The organism is Propionispora hippei DSM 15287 (assembly GCF_900141835.1).
Classification (GTDB): Bacteria; Bacillota; Negativicutes; order Propionisporales; family Propionisporaceae; genus Propionispora; species Propionispora hippei.
Genome location: NZ_FQZD01000009.1, coordinates 82,322 through 103,124 on the forward strand (window position 1 = coordinate 82,322; position 20,803 = coordinate 103,124).

A 20,803-nucleotide genomic window follows, 5' to 3' on the forward strand; every position below is an offset into this window, starting at 1 on the left:
TTTCTTTATCGCGTTTCTTTTCTCACTGCCTTAATTAACAGCATCATCGGACGACGCATTTCATCCGCCATGCCCGGAAGGTTCATCATGTCGACGCTTGGCATCGCGTCTTCCACTACTTCCAGCCGAAATCCGGTACTTATGAGTCCCATTAAAATTTGCGTCAGTGTGTGATGCTGTTTCGTGACATCCTGTCCAAGAAAATGCGTAATACGCTCTCCGGGATAGAAGTAGTTGTCCACAGGCCAATATTGCGGTTTTCCGTCCGAATCATAAATCCAATCCTGATTCACACCTGCCGTAAAAATAGGATGTTCCATGTTGAGAAGAAAAACGCCATTTTTCTTTAGCGTCAGGTATACCTTTCTAAAAATTGCGCCAATGTCTGCAATATAGTGAAGCACCAGATTAGAAGTCACACAGTCATGGGAATTGGCCGGATAGTCATAGTCCTCCACGCCACAAACCCGGTAGGTGATTTTAGGGTCGTTGTTTTTTTCTTTTGCTGCATTGATCATTTTTTCACTCAGGTCGATACCCAGCACCCGCTTTGCACCACATTCAGCAGCGTATTTGCAGTGCCAGCCGTAACCACACCCCAGATCCAGTACGCTTTTGCCGCTTAAATCCGGAAACAAAGCTCTGAACTGGCGCCATTCTCCTGCACTGGATAAGCCTTGCTGACTTCGTAACATTTTCGCATATTGATCAAAAAATTGTTTATCATCATATGTGTTTTTCATAGATTCACCTTTTTTCCGTCAGTCATATAAATGAAAATTTGAAAGCCGAAGATTAAGTTTTTTCTCATGAATCAATGTTTAAGCCTGTCTATCATAAAAATTAGTTCCACTGTTAAAACATTTTTATACAGTCTGACGTCCCCGGCTCCTCCCCAGGCAACCTCTATTATTATGGTTGCAGCAATTGTTGTTTCCCCTTTGCTATTTCCACACTTCTTTTAATTAACAAAATGGCTAATGTAGTTATAGCCATGCACAGAGCCACACTAAAATATGAATAGTAAACACCTATTACATCGTTTGCTATACCCATTACCATATTTACAACCATCGCGATGAGTGTTCCGCACATTAAAATTAACCCTGTTGCATAGGATGCTGCGTCTTTAAAAACCTCATGGGCAGTCGTGATTATAGTCGGGTATATAATAGAATAAAACAATCCGGCCAGCGCGAATATCATTAGCCCTGCCTCCCCCAGTACAATACCCACCGTAGATAACAAGAACGCAAAGCCGCCATAGATTAGCATACTTCGAAAGGTGCCTAACCGATCGACAATAAATCCGCCAAATAACCTTCCTACTGTTTCAAATCCAAAGAACAGCGCCGCGTAAAGGGCCCTTTTATCGGCATCCAACTTAAATTCCTCGCCCATATAATTAACAAACCAGTTGCCAATACCATATTCCGAACCTAAATAAAATCCTAACGCAACTATATAAAGATAAAGCATTTTGTTTTTAAACAAATCGGCCTTTTTATAAGTCACCATTTTACTTTTGGGCGTATAGGGTATTTTAATTAGCAGCAAATATACGAATAATATCACACAACAGATCAGCATAAAAACATAAAACTTGGGCCAAAGTATACCCTTAGCCAACAGATTACCTACCGTTTTTTGTATCGTCGTATTACTAACTCCATAGGAAAAATTCACGAAATTCATCAGAACAGCTGTGGATGTAACCGTAAGGATTGGCCCTAATGTGTTAACGCCCACATTGAACATCGCCATGCCAATATTTAAACCAAATAAACCAATAACTAACATTGCATAGGTTTTAAATGAAATTAAGAGTACCAAGGAAACAATTCCTGTAATGAAACCAAGGGATATGACCTTTTTGTACCCCAGTTTTTCTATAAGAATGCCGCCAACATATTGAAAAATTGCATAGGCCAGCAGGCTGGCTGTTAGAATATAGCCAATCTGCGTATTATTTACGCCAAAATCATCTTTAAAAAACGGTACAAATATGCCTTTAAAGTTATCACTCATAGCAACTATGACATACATCAAAACTAATAAAACTATAATTGGTACATTGCTAAATCTTCCGGCCTGAAGCTTTTCATTTTTATTCATTTCATTTTCTCCTGCAATTATTGCTCTCGAGACTTTAAAGGGCGATTTATAATTATTTTACCACTAGCCTTTTGGTGTAAGAAATCCTGCTATTTTACTACTTATTCCATAAATAAAAAGAGAACTCCTTCCCAGTTTTTGTTAACTGCGAAGGAACTCTCCTTTTCTCTATACCTAACATTCTTCCTTTAATGCCAAATGTATAAAATCCTCGCTGTTTTATTCAGTTTTATATATAGTGTATAAAAGTATCCAGTACTTCTTTATTGTTGCTGTGACTGGACCCATCGAAGGACAAGTCAAGTACAGGATGGCTTAGCTCTTTCGCAGCTCTGCTCCTCAGCATTTTTTGTATGGTAGCCGTGTTTTCATACATGGAACTCACCATTAAAATACCATGGATCGCTTCAGGGCAGCGAAATAGCTTAGCAAATCTATATCGCCCACCACCACCGGCATACAGGTCTAATTTTTTATCAGCCTGCTTCACTAGTCCATCAAAATCCTTATCAAAGGGATTATACTCCGCTAAGGCATTGCCAATTTCCTTTAGAAGCGCTTTTATTTCCTCTAGGTTTATTTTATATTGTGTGTCACTCTTAGGCGCTTTACGGAAATGATCATGCCAGGTAAACAGGAGTTGTTCCGCTAAAGGCTGATACCATAGCCTATGCTTGGTTTCCAACGCTTCTAATTGGAAACTATTTAAATAGCCATTAAATATGACACTTCCTTCGCCAAGTACGTAAAGCTGCTTATCATGCTGCTTCTCCTTGAGCCCACTGTAAATCTCCCTGGCTAAGGCAACAAGATTTTGTTCGCTTAGTCCGCCAGTTTTCATCAGGTCAAGTCCTTTTAGCAGCATTTTGTCCCGATCTTCTTTAGCGGCGATCATCACCAGATCGGCCAGGATTACCCCCAAGGCAAAAGTAAAACCATACTCCTTACTTTGCAATAGATCTTCGATAAAGGGAGAAATCACTTCTGCCTGATAGCCTGCGGCTTTTAATTTTTCACTCATTATTTTTCCGTATTGACCATATACCTCGCTGCCTTCACTTTGCGGCAGCCAGAGTTTTGCACTCTTTTCTCCCGTATTTTGCAAGTGATAAAAGACATCGCCTAACAAAGAAAATAGCGATACATATTCTTTAGACTTAGTAAACTGTTTGCCGACTTCTAATGATTTTTGGGTAGACGCCGGTAAAACTTCTGTGGCAATTCCCTTACTTGCAAACCATTCGCCTAGGACCTGACTATAAGGATACAGATTCGGCAGGACCAGTTTGTCCGCTTCGTTTCTGCCAGAGTTCGCTTTCTTCGCTGCGCCTTCTGGGGCTGCTGTTTTTCCGTCATAATTATCCAAACTATTAATGAACGCTTCCAAGCGGGTAATTACACCAACACTGGAGGAATGTTCATCTACCTCAATATGCAAATACGGTTTGCCCTGCATTTCGGCGGTAAAATAATGGCTTAATACGGTATCCGGGCCGCAACCATGGTTGGTAATATAAATGGGATACAGATTAGGCATATCCCTTACGAGCTTTGCCCCCGCCAAAATATGTTGTCCAAAGGGCCAATACATATTGGGATAATCCGCCGATACGTCATAATCATAGGCGGAAATATTCGCGAGGGTTAGCACTTTATAGCCCATCTTGATTAGTTGCTGGGGAATCTTCATATTGAGTATCGGGTCCGCCGCATTATAGGTTCGCGTTATGATGATAAATGCTTTTTCTTCCTTTTGCAAACTCTCTGCTACCCTTTGATTTAACGCTTCCACATCACGGCTGTATTCTTTCATCCTCGCCATGCCTTTCATAATGGCAAAGGCCATCTGGGCCTTGTTTTTCCCCAGTTCTCTTCCCATAGCTAACAAGGTCTTCATCATATACACTTTACCAAATTTAAAAGAAAGCGCCGGCGCTAATAATTTTACGCCTCTCTCGGCTAGGTTCATTACATGAGAAATCAACTTCGAGGTACTTTGCATGTATACGCAGGCATAGTCCTCACGGCTTTTAGAAACATCATGTTTCATCGTATACAAACTGGGCAGAAAGATATAATCCACCCCTTGCTTCAATAAGGAAGCAACGTGACCATTAATGAGTTTTATGGGATAACAAGTTTCATCCAGTGAATACTCCTGACTCAAAGCCACGATGTCCTCATCCGTTGCCTTCGACAGGATTACATTAAACCCTAATGTCTTGAATACTTCATGAAACAGGGGAAACAATTTGTGCAAAAACAATACGCGAGGAATGCCGATGGTCAGTTTCGTCTTATCGATAGCACCGGTATAATTTTTTAAAAACAAGCTTTCCATTTCCTGCAAAATGTTGCAGGGAGCGGATGAATCGCTATGTTTATCTCTGCTCACAGTCTGGGTATCCTGCATCATTTTTTCTTGCAGCAAAAGGGCCGCTCCTAAAGCCCCTGTGACACTAAAAAATGGAGGTATAAGGACATCTTTTTTTAGTACCGCCCGAAATGCATTAACCACGGCTTGATTATAAGCAATGCCGCCTTGCAAAAATATTTTATTACCAATAGATAGGGTGCCCACGACACGGTTTAAATAATTATTGACAATAGAATAGGCCAGGCCGGCGGCAATATCGTTCTTACTCTCATTTTGCGCTAACGCTTTAGCGGTATTTCCTTCAATAAAAACGGTGCACCGGTCACCTAGATCTAAGGGATTTTCACTTTTTAGCGCTAACTGGGAAAAGTCTTCAATAGGTATAGCTAATTTTTTCGCCTGTTCTTCAATAAATGATCCTGTTCCGGCGGCACATATTTTATTCATCTCGAAATCTACAACCATACCATTTTGCAGACGAATATACTTAGAATCTTGCCCGCCGATTTCAAAGATGGTATCCACCTCAGGATCAGTCGCAACTGCGCCTTTGGCCTGGGCAGTAATTTCATCAACAATGATGTCCGCCCCCAACTCATTACCAATCAGATAGCGGCCTGACCCCGTTGTCCCAATTCCCTTTATCCTGAGCTGGTGTTTAAATTGTTCCGCTAGCTCAGCAATTCCGTCGTTAACCACTTGGCGAGGCTTTCCCTTCGTACGCAAGTATCGATAGGCAATGACCTTTTTCTCCTGATCAATCAATACCAGATTGGTACTGGTAGAGCCAATGTCAATTCCCAAGTAGCCTTCCTGGATGCTTTCCGCACTGTGGCAGGTATGTTTGTTACTGCTTTCATTTTGACCAAATGGATACAATGCGGGATAACCGTTAGTTTCTTTTTTATCCTGCTGAGCAGGGCCGGCTGCAGCCTTGAGTCCCGCCACGGTCACAGTCATTTGCTGCTCTTTGGCCAAAAGCGCTGCCCCGAAAGCAATCATCTTATCAAACTGCGCGGGTATAATAATATCCTTATCTTCTAACTGAAATATTGCTTTTAACGCGGTGATAACGCCTTTATTGTGCACCACTCCACCGGTTAGCATGACCGGAGGGGTAAGCGCTTCCTTCTGGACTACATTGGCCTTAAAATTTCGCACCAGGGCGTAAGCCAGCCCCAGCAATATATCTTCGGTTTTCACGCCTTCCTGCTGATGGTGAATCATATCTGTTTTGGAAAATACACTGCAGCGCCCCGCTATCCGGGGAATGTTTGTTGCCTTCTTTACATAGTCGGAGTACTCATACAAACTAATCCCTAACCGCGAAACCTGTTCCTCCAGGAAAGAACCTGTTCCCGCCGAACAGCTTGAATTCATCGAAAACTTGATATGGGCTTTATCTCCGGCGGAAACATTGGTAACACACTTTGCTTTTTGGGCCCCAAGTTCAATAATAGTGCGCAAAGAAGAATCGCTGGCAAAGGCCCCTTCAATTAAAGCTGTCACTTCATTAACAATATATTGTTTCAAATTAGGCAGGCGCTCTGCTTGTTCGCCGGCAATACCAAAATAACATTCTCTGAGGTTATACTCTTTTTCTATTTTGGTCAGCAAATTACTAAATGCAGCGTCCATATTCCCTCGATGAAACAAATACCCACTATCAATTTCAGCGGTTTCTTTTAAAATGATATATTTAAATGTAGCATAACCTATATCTATACCGATATGATACATATTCGCTCACACTCCCTGATAACAGTAGAACTGCTGTATTAACTAGCTTCTCGCTTTAATTTATAATGCAATCATACTATTTCTGTCGCTAAAAAGAAGTGATCTATATCAAAGGCCGCATGATTATACAAAAACAGACCATAACCTACCATTGGTAAGTTACGGTCTGTCTGGTTAGGAGACTTATAGTTTTTAGTTTTGCCATTGCCAGGGGTATGGGCTCCCCGCCTGATCTTAAACACCGTTAGATTTGCTCTGTCAACAGCAGGTGGATCATGGGATAGATAAATCTCACTTTGGAAAAGGACAATCGCTCGTTAGTCTTATGTTATCGACTAGACCAAAAGCCCAGCCAAATGGCGAAGGTAAGTACAACAGTATATTCCATCCAAATTTGTCCACTTGCATAATTAACCTGCCTGTCCCTGAACTCCTACTGATTTAAACAATAAAGATACCCTTGAAGTAACGTCTTGATTTTTACTATTAAAGCCATCAATCATTAGCGAGAGCGAGTCGTTAAATTTGTATAGCTACATTTCTACTTATTATATTCTGTGAATTGAATGGGCCGTCCCATTAATACAGAGTATTGCAGACTAGAAAATATAATTCCAGATGACCGCAAAAAGCTCATCTGGAATTGCATTGGAAAGCATTGTTATACTAGACTTTAAATGCTTAAAGCTGAGTCCGCCCGTTTGTAATAATGAACGATCTTCCCTGTTCATTACATACTTGTCCTATAGGGCATTAAAATCCACTTTCGACATCGGCACTGCACTTTCTATGACAACTGAACATCTACTCCAATATTATTTTTATTCTTCACTGTTATTAATACTTTTACGACATATCCAATAGAAATTGCATAAAAAAGGACTCTAAACAACGGTACATTAATTTCAGTAATATTTTTTACCATTTCCAAAAATAACGGCATGGTCAAAACATAAATACCAATTTTATAAAGATCGCTAAAGTCGATCTGACAATGCATAATCTTACTGGCGATCCATCCACAAATACTCACAAGTAATGCAGCACCTAAATTAGCTATAATACCAAATATAAGCAGACCGAGTACTATAGGAATATTAGCCCATTTTATCCATGGCATAGCTTTCACTGCATCTGCTTTTGTAAATGTAAGATTTTTCACGGTACTCAAATCATAAGATTGGGTTTCCAATGAGTTTTTCTTATTAACAATTTTACTTTTACCAATAAAAACGCCTTTATCGTAGTCTTTTAAAATGCCTTCATCACTTTTTCCACTCGTATCGACAATAAATAGTGTTTTATTGGCTTTACTGATTACATATGGCATGGGAGCCTTTACCATCATCTCTCCATTCGAAAATATGAAATCTGGCGACTTGTTTTGAAACTCCTTGCCTAGCGAATCTACCATACCATTCCACACGAATGATACTCGTATTCCATATAAAGTACTTGTAATTAAAGTAAGTAATATTAAATATGTTACCGCTTTACCTTTTGACTGTTTAATAAAATTCAAATAATAATCTGGCTTCATTACACTACCAACTAATTGTTCCCAAAAGCTCATTTTAGCTGTAATCCCCCTAAGCAAATATTACTGTAAATCCCTGGTCAATATTTTTCATATAAGGAAACTGCAACGGATTTGACATTCTAATTAATTCCATTAAAAGAAAATAAATCCTGCTAAATTTTTACAAAAAATTTAGCAGGATTTATTTCACCATTACCGATGGTACCGTTCCTCCCGACTGGATCTTAAACGCCCGGTAGATTTACTTGGTTAACAGCAGGAGGATCAGACCTTCCCCGTAATTTCTTCCTGTTCTGTCATTGTTACTTCCACCTCTATTGTTCAATATACTATATATTTATTCTGTCAAATGGATAATAACTAAATAATTCATGCCTAGTCCCCTGCTCTCACCAAGCAATTTATTCCTGCAATCCACCTTTTAACAAAATATAGTTTTTCCTGCTAAAAGAAATGATTGCGGCACATACGGAGATTCCGGCCACAAAAGCCATAACGATGTGAAAAGCTTCCACAAAACTACTATCCAACTGAACTTGCGTAGGGTTGGCTATCCCTGATAATATGGCGGCTTGCAATTTTTCAAGAATCAACACCGATAAGGATGCCCCCATGATCATTCCCAGGTTCCGTATCAGTGCATTCAGTCCATTTACTATCCCAATTTGATCTTTGCTAACCGAACTCATAACAAAGCTATTATTGGGAGGCTGAAACATGCCAGTACCCACACCCACTAAAATAAGACTGGGGATAATTCCCCCAAAAGTTGAATGGGTTGTAACAGACAGCAGGAACAGATAACCTAATGTATTCAGCAGCAAACCACCGGTAGCAAACCATATGGGACCAAATTTATCAGAACCATACCCGCTGAGCGGTGCTGCGATAGCCATACAAACGGGTAAAGAAGCCATCATTAGTCCTACTCGGAGACTGGAATAATGTAAGACATTCTGTAAGAAAAAGGGCATGATAATCGCATTAGCAAAAGTGGCGGCAAAATTGAGAAATGCCGAAAAGTTGCCTAACATAAAAACACGGTTGCGATAAATACTGAAATTTATCAAGGGATTTTCCAACCGAAACTCCACCAGAGTGAATACTGCTAACAAGATAACTCCCAAAAATAAAGAACCAAGAATGATCGGTGAATTCCAGCCAAAAACATTTCCGTCATTAATCGCAAACAGTATTCCTACTAAACCCATCGTAAAAAGAATACTCCCTTTGTAATCAAAGGATGCTGCTTTCTTGTCTTTATCGGCAGGCAAAATAATGTTTGCCAACAAATAACCGATGATTCCGATCGGTACATTGACATAGAAAATATATCGCCAACCTACCCAGCTTACTAAAAACCCACCCAGTGCCGGTCCTGTCAGCGAACCCAAGGCAACAAAAGTACCCAGCAAACCTAAGGCCCGGCCCCTTTCGCTAACCGGGAAACTAGATACGATAATAGCTTGATTCGTAGCCATCATCATCGAAGCTCCAACTGCCTGAAAAACCCGCATTCCCACAAGCATTCCGATAGTATTGCACAATCCGCAAAGCACTGACCCCAACGTAAAAACAAGAAAACCCATGGAGTAAACTTTGTTTCTACCCCACATATCAGCCAAGCGGCCAAAGATCGGCAACAGACTTGCAATAGCCAGCAGATAAGAAACAACGATCCACTGCACAATAGACAACGTAACATTCAATTGAGTTGAAATAGTAGGTAAAGCAACATTAACAATACTGCTATCCAAAGTAGCCATAAACGTCCCCAATAAAACATCGGCTAAAATAAACCACCGAATGTGGGAAGAACTCTTGAGGTTATTACATGTTACATTCATTTTTTCTCCTTCCGTTGCACCGGCAATACTTACACTATTCTAAGCTACAACATATTGATTTTTATTTGATTTCTATTTAGCAAAGACAAATGCCCCAATCCCTGTTATGTCAAGGATTGAGGCCATTTTTCACCCTTACAACGCTACGGTTCACCATATCGGACCTAGGCGAATGTTTTAGTCAAACGATCCTGCTGCGTCGCTTTTCAGCGCTAAAATTCAGCGATGGTAATTTCCATTGGAGAACAGGAAAGACATACCCCTCTTGACGATTTTCCATACCTTCTGTTGGGTTAAGAGAATTCCTAAAGACGCGCCCCTCTAAAAATCTATAATTTCCGGTTTATAGTCGTCAGGCAATTCTTCTTCATTTAAAAATTGGAAACTGTCATCATTCAGTATCGGTATAAATATTTCGTATGGAATCATAGAAAACTCACAGGCATAATTACTGGCGCCGAACCACATACCCTCTTTGCTGCTCAAGTTTAAACCTCTTGCAAACTTTGTATAGTTTGAGCAATCATGAACGGCTAAATCCCAGTTTTCTTCCTCTGCTATTTTCATGAATTTCAAAGTTAATTCCCTGCTCCAAATTGGGGATATATAGCCATGTCGGGAAATATACATATTTTCCCCATAGTAATTGCCTATGTTATTCTCATTTAAATGTAATTCGGCGCAATTGATGAAATCGAGTTTTGTTTCGAAGATTGCTTGCTTTTTCTTGAAAAATGCTTCGAAAAACTCCGGAGTCATTGGCGTTTCAATACCTACACTTTTAATATATTTTTTCGCTAATCCAATATTTTCAATGACTTTGTCCGAACAGTTAGAAGCACCCAGGTTGAAACGTATCTCATCAAGACCGGCTTCACCTAATGCTTTCAATGTCTCTTCTGTGGCTAACGTGCCATTTGTGTATAAATGCTGATGAATTTGAGCATCACTAAATTTCTTTATAATCGTATAATATTTTTCAATTTCCATAAAAGGCTCTAAATAAACGTAGGAAATACCAGTGGGTTTTTGCTGAATAGAAAGAAGCAAGTCTATATCCTTCTCGTAAAATTTTGTGCCGCCAATTTCCCACAGTCCTTCGCCAACCGGATGAATAGCGTCTAGCTCGCCATAATTATAACAGAACTTACACTCCAAATTACATTTGTTCGTTTTCCTGATTGCACTCAAACCAGTACCCAGCAGACAAGAGCGACATCCCTGAGGGAATTTGCTTTCATTTCCTACAAAAACAGTTCTATTTTCTAAGGTTTTTAAACCTTTAATGTCCGACATTAACCTATCATTCCGATGATCAACGGCTGCCTCAATTTGTGCAAAGGTAGCGTAAATAATTTCTTCATGTTTTACACTAACTTCCTCGTCCTCAGGTAATTGCGAAAAAAAATCAAACCATATCAACGCATCATTCTTGGAAATTTTCATAACCTATCCGCCTATCTGCTTAAATCTATATTTCACATTATTCGCCAAATATGAATACCATTTAAAAATTGGTAGTTGAGCATGATTACTTATTCTTATAAAGAGTAATCATGCCGTATCATCTAAATTATACTGGGTTACGCATCAGTTTTCAACAATGTCGGCAGGAATGTCTCTGGGGCGGGAAAGCCGGCCGTGTTGAAGCACTACCGGCTTTCCCATTCGAAAGGTACAAGGCACTTATATTTTCCTCTCGCTTAGTACGCAAAAAAACTCCTAATCCCATACTTTAAAGGGTTGAGACCATTTTTCATCGTTACCAGTGGTACAGTTCTCCGTAGCGGGTATGATAGCGAATTTATATCCGAATATAGGGATGGGACCAGAGTCAATTCTTTATTTCTAATATTTTTAGTCGAACCGTTATCAGTGATGCGGTTCTCCGTATCACTGGTAATGGCGACTTTTGTTTTTCTTCAACGGAAGCATCGGAACAGTCATGACAACCATTGGCATAAAGAACGCATGAAAAAGACTCTCATAATAACCGTCCCTGTGCTTCACACAGTTGAAATGAGAGACAGAAAATGACCATTCCCCATAGCACTCATCCAGAAAGATAAGCAGCTTGTTAAGCAGTTATACAAATAATATAGGGTTGGTTATCGGAAGAATTGGAAAGATAAGTTTTTCTTATAATAGAGTCTATGTCGTTAGAGATAACGCCAAAAAGATTATTGGAAGTTAAGTTTATTTGATTAACTTCTTGAGGAGCAACTATACCTGCCGTAGTTTGAATCAAATTCTTTAGACCAGAATAATTTAATTCATCGCCTGTGTTGCTCTCTGCTGTATTTGTATTTGTAGTAGTGGTAGTTGTCGTAGCTGTTTCCAACTTGTTTCTAAAATAATTTAAATAATCGCCCCCTGTTTGTAGAATAGTTTGCCATTTGTCAGGGTTCGCGCTTATAATTTCTTGCATTTGCTGCGAATTATCTTGGAAGATATTTAGAATGTCTGTTTTTATTTTGTCGTCAGTGAGGCTACTAGTGGGATCAGTGCTTTGTAGCTTATTAGAAATTTTGTCGGCTGTTTTCTGAGCAAAATTTTCAACAAGATTATTAACGTAATTATCCAAGCTATTTACGCGTGCTTGTAGATCATCACCTTGAAAATTACTTTGCAGCTCACTTTTATAAAAACTTGACTTGACTATAAGATTATTAAGATAGTCTGTACCATTGTCAGTAGCAGAGGTAATACGCGTCCCATTAAAGTCTTGGTAATATACATTACCGTCAATCGTATCAGGATTAGTCGCTGCCAAGTCCTGCTGAATGCTTTGCGATGTCAGTGCTGTTTGTTTGAAATAGTCCTGCCAGTTTTGCGCATCTTGCGGTGAAGTGCAGTCAGAAATCGAAAAAGCGAAGTCATCATTCTGCATCTCAGATGAAATACAATTTTGTGCGATTGAGTTATATTGATCCTGACTTATCACAATCGATGGTGGTGGATTTGCAGCAGCTCTCGCCGTCATCTCTTTTAGGGCTTCGGGATCTAACTGGATGCTTGCTTGGAATTGCGACGAAAGTTGAGTGCTTACATTAGACAGCGAAAGTGGATCTAACATTCTTATTGGCATGAAAATTCCCTTCTTTATTGATAAATTTACTCCATATACCATATATCGTAAATTATTGGAAATTCATTAAGTGTCAAGAACTGTTCACTTCCAACATTTGTAACAATTTATTGATATCAGACTGTAATGTCATTATATTGCCTAATATTTTAATCGCTTTTAAATATCAATTGCGATTTAATAAGTCTGACTCCTAAATCAAATGCTTTTTGCAAATCCTCAGCCGATATTTTTTCGACATGGTTAGATTTTTCTTCTTTATCTGGCATCAGATAAACGTACTTTGAATAATCATTACATGCTTGCCCAAATTTGCAGAACAATCAGGACAGCTACCTTCTCCCCCACTTTAGGAACGCACAAAAAACAAAGCCCTCAAGCCCTGTTTTTTCAAGGCTCGAGAGCATTCTTCTCCATTACCAGTGATACGGTTCCCCCCGGCTGATCTTAAACGCCCGGTAGATTTGTTCGGTCAGCAGCAGGCGGATCATTTGGTGGGTAAAGGTCATTTTGGAAAAGGACAGTCGTTCGTTAGCGGCTGTCCTTATGTTATCAGCCAGGCCGAAGGCGCCGCCGATGGCGAAGGTGATATCGCTCTTGCCGGTGAGCGCCAGTTGGTCCAGTTTAGCTGACAGTTCTTCCGATGAAGCCAGTTTGCCGGCCACATCCAGTACGATAAGATAGCTGTCAGCCTTAATGTATTTAAGCATCCGTTCCCCTTCACGGGCCAGGGCTTTGGCTTTTTCAGCCGTGGAAGGATTGTCCGGCATTTTTTCTTCGTCTACTTCGACAATGTTAAATTTGCAATAGGGAGTAAGGCGTTTGACAAATTCGGCAATGCCGACAGTAAGGTATTTTTCTTTTATTTTTCCTACAGCAACTACAGTGATTCTCATCTTATTGCTGTTCCGGCATCTCTTCTAAAGTTACGGTTACAGTCATCGTTTTATCGTTTCGCTGAATGACTACCTCCACACTGCTGCCTACAGCCTGAGCATCCGTAACCGAACGCAGATCAGCCACGGTATTGGTGTCGGTGCCGGCCACTTTCAAAATGACATCGCCTTTTTTAATGCCTGCCTTGGCGGCTGCTCCGTTCTTGTAGAGCTTGGCAACGTAGACACCTTTGTCAATATTCAAGCTATAGCCGTATTGAGCCGCACTGTTCTTATCCCATACTCCAATGCCCAGATAGGGCCGGATTACCTTCCCCTTTTCAATCAATGACTGCAAAATAGGGCGGGCGGTATTAATCGGAATGGAGAATCCAATGCCTTCGACGCCGGCGACGGCAATTTTAGCACTGTTAATGCCGATGACCAAACCGTCGGCGTTAACCAAAGCGCCGCCGGAATTCCCCGGGTTAATAGCGGCATCAGTCTGAATCAGCTTAAATTTCCGATCACCGATTTCAATCGAACGATTAAGTGCGCTGATTACCCCGGCCGTCACGCTGCCTTTAAACTCCAATCCCAGTGGGTTGCCAATGGCAATGGCTGGCTCGCCGACCATGAGGCTGTCCGAATCACCAAGCGTAGCGGCAGGCAGATTGTCAGCGTCAATCTTGACAACCGCCAGATCGGTGGCCGGATCGCTACCCAGCACTTTGCCGTCTACCACTCGCCCGTCCGAAAGCGATACCGATATTTCCTGGGCATCCTGCACTACATGATAATTGGTGGCAATATACCCTTTGGCATCAAAAATCACGCCTGAACCGGTTCCCTGCTCCACCAGCACCTTCCCTTCCCGGAAATCATTAGCATAAGCCTTATTGGTGATCCCCACCACAGCCGGGCCTACCTGCTGGGCGGCCCGGACCACCGCTGTGTTACGGGCATCGGAAAGAGTGCCGCCGTTAGACGGCAATTGGGCCAAGTTACTGGAACCCTGCGGTGTATTTTTAGCCAGCTTATGGCTGTAACCCCAGACAAAGCCACCTCCCAACAACGCGGCAATGACAGCAACAATAATATAAGAAGTAATCCTTTTATACTGTGCCATAGCAAAAGCCCCCTTATCATTCATCCATACTGGCGCAGCGATCCGGATAGGTAAGATAGAGACGAACATCCTCACCAACCTCGCACCCCTGCTCGGCCAATATACTGCTGACTGTATTTTTCGCAATGTCCGGCCGGTTATTCTCCTGACTCAAATGGGCCAGAAAAACGTCAGTCCGGTTTTTTCTATCCAAACGGGCTAAAGTCCAGCCTGCGTCCATATTGGACAAATGGCCCCGGTTACTCATGATGCGCTGTTTTAAGGACCACGGGTAAGAGCCGTTTTTCAACATGCCGATATCATGGTTGGCTTCCAATACCATGATATCGGACAGCGATAACGCCCTTTTCACCGAATCGGTAACGAAGCCCAGGTCGGTTACTACGCTGCATTTGCAGGCGTCCTCAAAGAAATTAAAGCCTACCGGATCAGCCGCGTCATGGGAAATGGCAAAGGGCTCGATTTTCAGGCTGCCAATGTCCAGACTATCGTTTAAATCCCGGCAGCATTCCTGTGGCAGGGTGTCTTTTAAGGTCATGGACAACCAGGTGTCCGGACGGGTATATACGGGCAGACGATACCGTTTAGTCAGCGTCGTCAAGCCGGCAATATGATCTCGGTGCTCATGGGTGAGCACAATGCCGTCAAGTTCTTCCAGTCCGGTGCCCAGCTTGGCCAGCTCCTGTTTAATCCGCCGGGTGCTGATGCCGGCGTCAATTAAAATATTTGCGTCCCTGCCTTGCAGCAGGGTTGCATTGCCCTTACTCCCACTTGCCAATACATGCACTTGCATAAAAAAGCTCCTTTTGCTTCCTAAAAAATCATTAATTACACAGCCTACAGCTTGTTTATCGCTTCGCTGACCGTTATCTGCAAGTTTACCGGCAACGCAGCAACCAACAAGTCCATAATCTCGCGCAGCCGCTCCGGGGTCTTAGCCTCGAACCGCAGGGTAAATAAAGGTTCGGTAACCGAGGCCCGGATCATACCCCAGCCGTCGGCAAATTCCACCCGTACGCCGTCAATCAGGTTGGGTTGGTATGCCGCCAGCCGTTCGGCCACGCCAGCCAGAATCGCCGCCTTGTCCGTCCCGGTATAGCAAACCCGGATATCCGGCGTCAGACTATAGTTGGGAATAGCGTCAATCAACGCCGCCAGCGAACCATGTTCCGCCACGAATTCACAAACCTTTAGCCCGGCAAACATGCCGTCGTCATAGCCCATTTCGGAAAAGAAGAAATGGCCGCTGATCTCACCGGCAAACAGCGCCTTTTCCCGGAGAAACGCCGCTTTGCTGAACGTGTGGCCGGCACGGGCCATAACGGCTTTGCCGCCGGCTTTGGCTACCTCCTCCGGCACAACCATCGAGCATTTGGCGTCATAAATGATAGTACCCGGTTGCCGCTCCAGATAGTAACGGGCAATCAACACCATGATATCGTCATTATCCACAGCCCGTCCATTTTCATCGACAAAAGCCACCCTGTCACCGTCGCCGTCAAAAGCCACGCCGATCTGAGCGCCGACCTCGCGGACCTTGGCGCCGAGAGCTGCCAGGTTTTCCGCCAGCGCCGGATTGGGAGACCGGTTGGGAAATTTCCCGTCAGGCTGGCAAAAAAGCTCCTCCACCTGATAACCTAGTGTGCGAAACAACCGGGGAACAATGTCGGCCGTAGCGCCGTTGCCGGCATCCAGCACAACCTTCATTCCGTTTTGCCGGGCCTTTCCGGCCGTATATTCTATGTACCGGCCAATAATGTCCGCCTTCGTCACAGAGCCTTCGCTCCGGATGACTGCGCCGTCATTAACCAGACGTTCAATTTCCCGGATATCCGCTTCCGTAACCGGCTGGGGCCCAAGCACCAGCTTAAAGCCGTTATAGGGAGCCGGATTATGCGACGCCGTGACCATCACCCCGCCAAAGGCGTCCATATTTTTTAACGCAAAATAGAAAACAGGCGTAGCTACCGTGCCTATATCCATGACTTCGCAACCCGCAGCAGCCAGCTCCTCCACCATGATCGCCTGCAGCCGCGGCGTAGACAGCCGCACATCACCGCCGACCACAACTCTTCGCCCGGTTAATTTAATTCCCACAGCCCTGGCAATCTTGCGTGCCACGGCTTCCGTAAGCTCAGTATCCGCAATGCCGCGAATATCGCATGCGTGAAATATGCTCATACAAGCTCCTTTCAAGTGTAGTGACAAGTCATTTAGCGACACCTGAGCTGGTTACTACACCAGAATCCTCTCCACGATTATTGTAGCACGAGCCCCGGGCTAAATACAAGCAACCTCCCTCACCCCCATTTTCCGGAACTATTTTGCCCGGTCGCGCATATCATATATAGTACGAAGGACCCACTGATTTATTCGCGCTGCGTGTCCTGGCGGATTTTTTTAGTTTGGCTGTGTCAGTAAAACTTTGAAATAGCCTAACTATTCTTGCGGTTTTACTTTCTTCCGACGAAAAACTTCACCAGTCCGACAGACTCATTACATCAGTGATTCCTCAAAAAAGAAAGCCCTAAATCATACCCAAGGAGGTACGCCATGGCTTCTCCGGAAAAAATCATAAAATATGTACTGGGCGAGTTGAACCAGAATCTGGTTCTGCTAAAAAACATCGCCCAGGACCAAAATGTGGTCGTCGCCCAAAACAAGCAGATTATCGACTTGCTTTCCCAAATTCTGTGTAAGCTGGATAACCGCAACGACGACACGGATGAACCGGACCTCGCTTTGCCGGAAGACACCGCTGACGAGCCATAACCCGGAGTTTATACTTCTCTGGGTTATTTCACATCCCAGGTATCCTGCTGCATATGGCTCTTAGCCCAGTCCGGCCATTCCCGGTTAAACTGGTCATAGTCCATCCCCAGCACCGTTTCAATTGCCGTTTTGACGGGAACACCCTGCTGCAGGCGGCTAATAATACCGTTGAGCTTATCCTGGCCATGCACTTCAGCAATATAGCGAATCGCCGCCAGTGATTCACGATAGGCCAGCGCCTGATTAGGCAAATCGTCAAAACCGCCTTCCAGTTCCGCCATCGAGTACAGATTGCCGGTCAGTTTGTTCTTGGCAGTCACCCACTCATACCGGTTTACCCGGTATTCCACGTACTGGGCCAGGCCTTCCGTAAACCAGCGTGGATAATTGCCATTGGTCATATAGTCAAAGACCAGATGGGTATATTCATGGACCATCGGACCGGTCCGGATAAACTGTTCCTTCTGGTCGCCATCCTGCTGCAGCCAGGCCTGCGGCGATAAAAGCTGAATAGCGCCGCCCCAGTACACGCCCATGGCGCTCTGGTCGCCGGACCAGCCAAAGGCTTTACGCAGCTCTGTTTTGTCCGGATAAATAACGATCAGCGTCTTTCCTGCCGGCTGGTAACCCATTATTTGGGTAACCGGCCGGTAGGCCGCTTCGGCGGCTTCGCCTACCAAAGTCAGCGATGCCTGATCGGCCGGAGTATATTTAATCACAAAATGTTCTGTTTCAAATCGCTCCATGTTACGGGTCTCAAACTGTATTTTGGCTTGTGCCGCCTGTCTTGCCAGCGGATACAGCCAAGCTTGCAGCCTTACCGGCCCATGAAGTAACAGTAAAAACAGTAAAGCCACACCGATAACACCAGCCAGCAAGGTTACTTCCTGCTGGTTTCCTGCTATGCGCATAACGGCACCTCCTTTTAATTTACATAACAACTAGCAAATATCCATTATAGCCATTTAGAAAGGACTTTGCCACCAGTAAATTATGTAAACAGTCAGGCAGTCATCTGCGCTACTGCGTTACAGGCAAAAAAAATAAACCCGGGAAGTCCGGGTTTATAAAATTAATTTTGATGCTTCTTTTGTTTCTGACAAACCGGGCAATAGCCAAAGAAATAAAATTGCTGCCCGGTTATTTTATAGGAAGTTGTCTCGTCAATGGATTTCACGAACTCCTGGGAATCGACCTCCTCCAGATCATCCACCCGGCCGCAGCCCAGACATCGGATATGCGGATGAGTATCCACGATGGCATCGTAGCGGAAGCTGTCCTCGCCGACATTCAGGCGCTGCACCAAACCAAGCTCCTGCAAAATCTCAATTGTCTTATACACGGTTGCCAGACTCATCGTAGGATATACGGGCTGCAAATCATTGAAAATCATTTCGGCACTGGGGTGTGACCTGGTATTGACCAGCACTTTGTAAATGGCCAGTCGCTGGGGAGTAACTTTAAACCCTCTGTTCCTGAGTAACGTTGTAATTGAATCCATACATTCACCAACTTAATTTTTTATAGATAATAATTATTGTTTAGTTATATTTATTTTACATTAGCTTGATTTTTCTTGTCAAGAAAAACATTTACAAAAACTTTACAAACTCTTGACAAGCCCTTGCAACCGGGCAGCCAGACAGGTACAATCAATACGTAGCCGTTCAGTCGAACAAAACGCTATCTTTTTCTTCCTGTAAATGGTAAGATTAAGGATATGCAAATTTTTCGATTCTACCAGGAGGTTGCTGTGAAGCGTTTTTTACTAATTTACAATCCACTTTCCGGCAATGCTTATTTTAAAAATGAGCTGGATGCCGCCATACGTCTGTTTCAACGCCAGCAGTGCCTGCTAATCCCGGCCCGCACCGAAAGCAAGGAGGATACGCCGCGCTTTGTCCGGCTTGCCGAAGAACTACACGCTGACGGAATTATCGCCGCCGGCGGCGACGGCACCCTGCATGAGGTTATCAATGCCATGCTGGAGGCCGAAACAGCTCTGCCGCTTGGGATTATTCCCTGTGGCACCAGCAACGACTTTGCTACCTTCTTAAAAATATCCCGCGACATTGAGCAATGCGTCCAGATTATCTGTCAGGGCCATTGGCAAACCATTGATGTCGGCCTGATCAACAATAAATACTTTATCAACGTTGCCTCTGCCGGGCTACTGGCTTCGGTAGTCCACAACACCGATACGGCCTTAAAGAACACCTTGGGCAAAGTAGCCTATTACCTGAAAACCCTGGAAACCATCCCTTATTTCCGCTCTCTGCCAATTGAAATCAATGCTGACGGCATGGTAATTAAAGATGACATTCTGCTCTTTCTGGTTATGAACAGCGGCGCCGCCGGCGGCTTTCCCAATCTGGCTCCGAAGGCCAGACTGGATGACGGCAAACTGGACCTGTTGATTGTAACCCGCTGTAATGTCACCGAGTTTATGCGCCTGTTAATCAACCTGGCCACCGGCAACCATACCAATCACAAAAACATCACCTACCTGCAGGCCCGGAATATCACCATCACCTGCGACGAAATGCTGGAAAGCGATCTGGACGGCGAGCGGGGCCCCTACCTGCCGCTGACGCTTTCGGTTATTCCCAACCGGGTGAAAGTGTTTATGCCGCTATAGATCATCTTGCATAGATAACTGTTTCCTAATAAAATAAAAAGGAATCCCGTGAAAATTTCACGGGATTCCTTTTTATAGGAAGTGTTAGCCGTTTTGGCTGCTAAACTTGCTGGCTGCCTGGGAAATATCCTGGGCATTGGCGTTTTTCACGTCGTAATAGCCTTTTTGCTGCATTACATCAAACAGTTGTTTTTGCTGGCTATATAAATCCCCCAAAACAGTCATATAGTCCCGGCGCAGTTGATCGCTGCAGGCCTCCAGGATATAGGTGTTCAGGGATTCGGCCGTGTGTTTTGTTTCATTCAGGCATACCTGCAGAATATCACGGTCGGTATACTGCATCCCCTGTCCGTTGATGACCATTTGATTGGACTGACTTCCGCCTTTTTGCTGACCTTGTGCCACGTGTCTTCACCTCTTCACAATTTATTGCAGCGTTTGTCCTGCGTTCAGATGCTTGCTGATGGTTTGAAAATGCTGCTGATTTTTTTGGGCCATCTGCTGAAATAACTGCTTCACCTGATTATCCTGTACGTTGGTGGCGAAATAGTTCAACATTTTCACACTAGTTTGCTCCATGCCCAGAAAATCCTCAATCTGCATTAGCTCCTTTTGTGATAACACTCTGATCCCTCCCTTCCGGCAGCCCCGGTGCCTCACTGCGGACTGCTATTTTAGAGCG

The 20,803-nt window shown here is 43.5% G+C and carries 17 protein-coding genes; 2 read left to right on the forward strand and 15 right to left on the reverse strand.

Going from position 1 to position 20,803, the window contains the following annotated elements:
- Window positions 1–5: 5 nt before the first annotated feature.
- From F3H20_RS06630 to F3H20_RS06685, 11 genes are all read right to left on the reverse strand, one after another.
- Complete coding sequence (locus tag F3H20_RS06630) at window positions 6–743, reverse strand: class I SAM-dependent methyltransferase (RefSeq protein ID WP_149734161.1); 738 nt, start codon at window positions 741–743, stop codon at window positions 6–8.
- A gap of 169 nt (window positions 744–912) precedes the next feature.
- Complete coding sequence (locus tag F3H20_RS06635) at window positions 913–2,115, reverse strand: MFS transporter (RefSeq protein ID WP_149734162.1); 1,203 nt, start codon at window positions 2,113–2,115, stop codon at window positions 913–915.
- 229 nt (window positions 2,116–2,344) lie between these two features.
- Window positions 2,345–6,232, reverse strand: a complete 3,888-nt coding sequence (locus F3H20_RS06640; protein ID WP_149734163.1) for an acyl-CoA dehydratase activase — start codon at window positions 6,230–6,232, stop codon at window positions 2,345–2,347.
- A 787-nt stretch (window positions 6,233–7,019) separates the two neighbouring features.
- Complete coding sequence (locus tag F3H20_RS06645) at window positions 7,020–7,805, reverse strand: DUF1189 domain-containing protein (protein WP_149734164.1); 786 nt, start codon at window positions 7,803–7,805, stop codon at window positions 7,020–7,022.
- 368 nt (window positions 7,806–8,173) lie between these two features.
- Window positions 8,174–9,619, reverse strand: a complete 1,446-nt coding sequence (locus F3H20_RS06650) for an MFS transporter (RefSeq protein ID WP_149734165.1) — start codon at window positions 9,617–9,619, stop codon at window positions 8,174–8,176.
- A 321-nt stretch (window positions 9,620–9,940) separates the two neighbouring features.
- Window positions 9,941–11,065, reverse strand: coding sequence for a radical SAM protein (locus F3H20_RS06655; RefSeq protein WP_149734166.1), 1,125 nt, complete (start codon window positions 11,063–11,065; stop codon window positions 9,941–9,943).
- 631 nt (window positions 11,066–11,696) lie between these two features.
- A complete protein-coding gene (locus F3H20_RS06660; RefSeq protein WP_149734167.1) occupies window positions 11,697–12,707 on the reverse strand; it encodes a hypothetical protein in 1,011 nt (336 codons plus the stop codon).
- 416 nt (window positions 12,708–13,123) lie between these two features.
- Window positions 13,124–13,603, reverse strand: a complete 480-nt coding sequence (gene rlmH, locus F3H20_RS06670) for a 23S rRNA (pseudouridine(1915)-N(3))-methyltransferase RlmH (RefSeq protein ID WP_149734168.1) — start codon at window positions 13,601–13,603, stop codon at window positions 13,124–13,126.
- Between the two features lies 1 nt (window position 13,604).
- The gene (locus tag F3H20_RS06675) at window positions 13,605–14,711 is read right to left on the reverse strand and encodes a S1C family serine protease (RefSeq protein WP_149734169.1); all 1,107 of its coding nucleotides are present in this window, start codon (window positions 14,709–14,711) and stop codon (window positions 13,605–13,607) included.
- A gap of 16 nt (window positions 14,712–14,727) precedes the next feature.
- Window positions 14,728–15,504 carry an MBL fold metallo-hydrolase gene (locus F3H20_RS06680; protein WP_149734170.1) on the reverse strand — a complete coding sequence of 259 codons (777 nt, stop codon included), beginning with the start codon at window positions 15,502–15,504 and terminating at the stop codon, window positions 14,728–14,730.
- Window positions 15,505–15,548: 44 nt separating this feature from the next.
- Window positions 15,549–16,892 carry a phosphomannomutase/phosphoglucomutase gene (locus F3H20_RS06685; RefSeq protein WP_149734171.1) on the reverse strand — a complete coding sequence of 448 codons (1,344 nt, stop codon included), beginning with the start codon at window positions 16,890–16,892 and terminating at the stop codon, window positions 15,549–15,551.
- Window positions 16,893–17,264: 372 nt separating this feature from the next.
- Here F3H20_RS06685 and F3H20_RS06690 point away from each other — a divergent pair, with 372 nt between their 5' ends.
- Window positions 17,265–17,483, forward strand: a complete 219-nt coding sequence (locus F3H20_RS06690; RefSeq protein WP_149734172.1) for a hypothetical protein — start codon at window positions 17,265–17,267, stop codon at window positions 17,481–17,483.
- 23 nt (window positions 17,484–17,506) lie between these two features.
- Here the strand turns inward: F3H20_RS06690 and F3H20_RS06695 are convergent, their stop codons facing one another.
- Window positions 17,507–18,394, reverse strand: a complete 888-nt coding sequence (locus tag F3H20_RS06695) for a peptidase MA family metallohydrolase (RefSeq protein ID WP_149734173.1) — start codon at window positions 18,392–18,394, stop codon at window positions 17,507–17,509.
- Window positions 18,395–18,555: 161 nt separating this feature from the next.
- The gene (locus F3H20_RS06700) at window positions 18,556–18,984 is read right to left on the reverse strand and encodes a Fur family transcriptional regulator (protein ID WP_149734174.1); all 429 of its coding nucleotides are present in this window, start codon (window positions 18,982–18,984) and stop codon (window positions 18,556–18,558) included.
- 252 nt (window positions 18,985–19,236) lie between these two features.
- Here F3H20_RS06700 and F3H20_RS06705 point away from each other — a divergent pair, with 252 nt between their 5' ends.
- The gene (locus tag F3H20_RS06705; RefSeq protein ID WP_149734175.1) at window positions 19,237–20,121 is read left to right on the forward strand and encodes a diacylglycerol/lipid kinase family protein; all 885 of its coding nucleotides are present in this window, start codon (window positions 19,237–19,239) and stop codon (window positions 20,119–20,121) included.
- Between the two features lie 84 nt (window positions 20,122–20,205).
- On the opposite strand, the gene F3H20_RS06710 is transcribed toward F3H20_RS06705, so the two are convergent.
- Complete coding sequence (locus tag F3H20_RS06710) at window positions 20,206–20,526, reverse strand: spore coat protein (RefSeq protein ID WP_223191658.1); 321 nt, start codon at window positions 20,524–20,526, stop codon at window positions 20,206–20,208.
- Between the two features lie 21 nt (window positions 20,527–20,547).
- Window positions 20,548–20,745 (reverse strand): ferritin family protein, encoded by a 198-nt coding sequence (locus F3H20_RS06715; protein ID WP_149734176.1) that lies wholly within the window; start codon window positions 20,743–20,745, stop codon window positions 20,548–20,550.
- Window positions 20,746–20,803 lie beyond the last annotated feature (58 nt).

Excerpts from the sequence above, each read along its gene's own strand:
- F3H20_RS06655 (WP_149734166.1), bottom strand. The coding sequence starts at position 11,065 with ATGAAAATTTCCAAGAATGATGCGTTGATATGGTTTGATTTTTTTTCG.
- F3H20_RS06635 (WP_149734162.1), bottom strand. The coding sequence starts at position 2,115 with ATGAATAAAAATGAAAAGCTTCAGGCCGGAAGATTTAGCAATGTACCA.
- F3H20_RS06630 (WP_149734161.1), bottom strand. The coding sequence starts at position 743 with ATGAAAAACACATATGATGATAAACAATTTTTTGATCAATATGCGAAA.
- F3H20_RS06645 (WP_149734164.1), bottom strand. The coding sequence starts at position 7,805 with ATGAGCTTTTGGGAACAATTAGTTGGTAGTGTAATGAAGCCAGATTAT.
- F3H20_RS06650 (WP_149734165.1), bottom strand. The coding sequence starts at position 9,619 with ATGAATGTAACATGTAATAACCTCAAGAGTTCTTCCCACATTCGGTGG.
- F3H20_RS06700 (WP_149734174.1), bottom strand. The coding sequence starts at position 18,984 with ATGGATTCAATTACAACGTTACTCAGGAACAGAGGGTTTAAAGTTACT.
- F3H20_RS06640 (WP_149734163.1), bottom strand. The coding sequence starts at position 6,232 with ATGTATCATATCGGTATAGATATAGGTTATGCTACATTTAAATATATC.
- rlmH (WP_149734168.1), bottom strand. The coding sequence starts at position 13,603 with ATGAGAATCACTGTAGTTGCTGTAGGAAAAATAAAAGAAAAATACCTT.
- F3H20_RS06690 (WP_149734172.1), top strand. The coding sequence starts at position 17,265 with ATGGCTTCTCCGGAAAAAATCATAAAATATGTACTGGGCGAGTTGAAC.
- F3H20_RS06685 (WP_149734171.1), bottom strand. The coding sequence starts at position 16,892 with ATGAGCATATTTCACGCATGCGATATTCGCGGCATTGCGGATACTGAG.
- F3H20_RS06675 (WP_149734169.1), bottom strand. The coding sequence starts at position 14,711 with ATGGCACAGTATAAAAGGATTACTTCTTATATTATTGTTGCTGTCATT.
- F3H20_RS06680 (WP_149734170.1), bottom strand. The coding sequence starts at position 15,504 with ATGCAAGTGCATGTATTGGCAAGTGGGAGTAAGGGCAATGCAACCCTG.
- F3H20_RS06660 (WP_149734167.1), bottom strand. The coding sequence starts at position 12,707 with ATGCCAATAAGAATGTTAGATCCACTTTCGCTGTCTAATGTAAGCACT.
- F3H20_RS06695 (WP_149734173.1), bottom strand. The coding sequence starts at position 18,394 with ATGCGCATAGCAGGAAACCAGCAGGAAGTAACCTTGCTGGCTGGTGTT.